The sequence below is a fragment of the Kovacikia sp. CALU 1929 genome (assembly GCF_056784235.1).
Genome location: NZ_JBXBCF010000019.1, coordinates 1 through 1,918 on the forward strand (window position 1 = coordinate 1; position 1,918 = coordinate 1,918).

3 protein-coding genes and 1 pseudogene are annotated in these 1,918 nt (G+C 44.9%); 2 read left to right on the forward strand and 2 right to left on the reverse strand.

Annotated features, from left to right (window positions below):
- Positions 1–129, forward strand: a pseudogene (locus AC1S52_RS01185) (IS630 family transposase); the annotation flags it as partial.
- Between the two features lie 95 nt (positions 130–224).
- Complete coding sequence (locus tag AC1S52_RS01190; protein WP_482027211.1) at positions 225–854, forward strand: hypothetical protein; 630 nt, start codon at positions 225–227, stop codon at positions 852–854.
- A 5-nt stretch (positions 855–859) separates the two neighbouring features.
- Here the strand turns inward: AC1S52_RS01190 and AC1S52_RS01195 are convergent, their stop codons facing one another.
- Positions 860–1,204, reverse strand: a complete 345-nt coding sequence (locus AC1S52_RS01195; RefSeq protein ID WP_482027212.1) for a hypothetical protein — start codon at positions 1,202–1,204, stop codon at positions 860–862.
- 239 nt (positions 1,205–1,443) lie between these two features.
- On the reverse strand, positions 1,444–1,918 hold a 475-nt coding region (locus AC1S52_RS01200; RefSeq protein ID WP_482027213.1), incomplete at its 5' end, for a helix-turn-helix domain-containing protein.

Sequence of the window (1,918 nt, forward strand, 5' to 3'; positions counted from 1 at the left end):
TCATTGCAACAAGAAACATTGGCTTGGGAGCAGCGCAGAAATACCCAATTGCGAACAATAGATTGGCGATTTACCACTGAAGATGCACGGGTTAAACTCAAACGACTTTACCCATCATTTCAACCTTGACAGTCCACTAGACTCAAGTTGGAATCTTAGAGAATCCATTGGGCGACATCTAATTTGCCTTGATTGATAATACGTCTGTATTGTGAGGTTCTTCAATGGGTGAAGCTTGGAACAAAGTACAGAAGCGCAGGCAAGCAAAAATAAAATTGTCTGAGCTGATGAGCAAGTCTGATCAGGTAATCGTTATCCATTATTCGTGTGAAAGTTTCTATGACAGACCCGACGGCTCATCTCCAAGGATTACCTCTATTGCTGTCCGCAATCTGGATTCCGGTCAAACCACTTCTTTCTCTATCCATCAAATTGCAGAGAGGAAAGGGTACTCTGCAAGCGCACTGGAACAGCATTACAATGAACTTGAAAAGCTCATGCTAGAAGAGTTTTACGATTTTGTAGGTCGCCATAGCTCACATGTTTGGTTGCATTGGAATATGAGAGACATCAATTATGGTTTTCCAGCAATAGCCCACCGCTTCAAAGTTCTTCAAGGTGTACCTGAAGATGTAGGTGAGTCCAAATTAGTCGATTTGTCCCGCTTACTGATTGCCATTTACGGTGTTGGTTATATTCAGCACCCTCGGCTAACAAGCTTGGTGGAAAAGAATCAGATAACACACAGAGATTTTTTAGACGGAAAAACTGAAGCAGATGCCTTTACCAACAAACAATATGTCAAGCTTCATCAGTCAACTTTAAGGAAAGTGGATGTCCTTGCCAATATATAGCGGTCCTAAATGAGTTGTGAGAAACAGCCATAGGAAAACAGCTTTGGAAAGTCAAAGGTTTGACGGTGAGTCACAAACTCAAATAGGAATTTAACGACATTAAACGATTGACACAAGTGGTAGTACTCTCGAATGAATCGTTTAGCCTGCAACCAAATATCTTCAATTGGGTTCTGCTTGGGGTCATTGGGCGCAAAGCGAATGCAAGTGATTTTCCAGTTGGACTCATCGAGTCCTTGATTAACCGATTCCAGATACGCTTTGACTGCTTGGGCGCGATGGTAGGTGGCACCATCCCAAATCAAAGCGACTGTTGGGATATTGAGCCAGCAGATACTTGAGAAAGGCAATCGTGCCCTCAGAATTACCTTTCTCCCTCGGTTGAATCAGGCAGCGTTGGGTGTAAAGGTCAACAGCCCCATAATAAGTCTGCTTGAGACGTTCGTTGGTGATGGGAACCTCGATGCGTTCGTTGGTTTTGCCCCACACATACCCACACAAGTCTCCCCATAACAAGTGGCATTCATCCTCAAAGAAGACCACCAATGCTCCAGCAACGATCTCATGCCGATGAGCTTCCAACCATGCCCTAATTTCCTGTTTTTTTCTCTACCAACTCTAGGTCTGTCTTCGGATTGCGCTTTTGCGTTTTCTTCCAGCTAATCCCGGCTTGCTCAAACAGGGTGTAGTAACTTTGCTTGGAGTCAAACACCACCTCATACTCCTGCTCAATGTAAGCTTGCAGTTCAGCCAAATTCCAGTAGTTCTTGCCCTTTAGCCAGACCATCACGGACTGCCGTTGCTCAGGCTCTAGATACCCGACCGAACCGGGATACCCCAGTCTCAATCCATTTACCCCTAACCGTTCGTACTGCCCAGTCCACTTGCTAATGAAGCCTGAACTCACTCCTATACTCTCTCCAATCTCTCGATGTTTGTATCCTTTGAGAAACATCTGGATGGCAACAGCACGCTTGAGTTCACGGGCATCCGGGTTAGAGGCAATAAAGTCATTCAGTTCATCTAGCATAGAACCATTCCGAGTCGTGCTTAAGTCCTCTCTA

Bases quoted from the DNA above. Each gene is read 5' to 3' on its own strand.
- AC1S52_RS01190 (WP_482027211.1), top strand. From the start codon at position 225: ATGGGTGAAGCTTGGAACAAAGTACAGAAGCGCAGGCAAGCAAAAATA.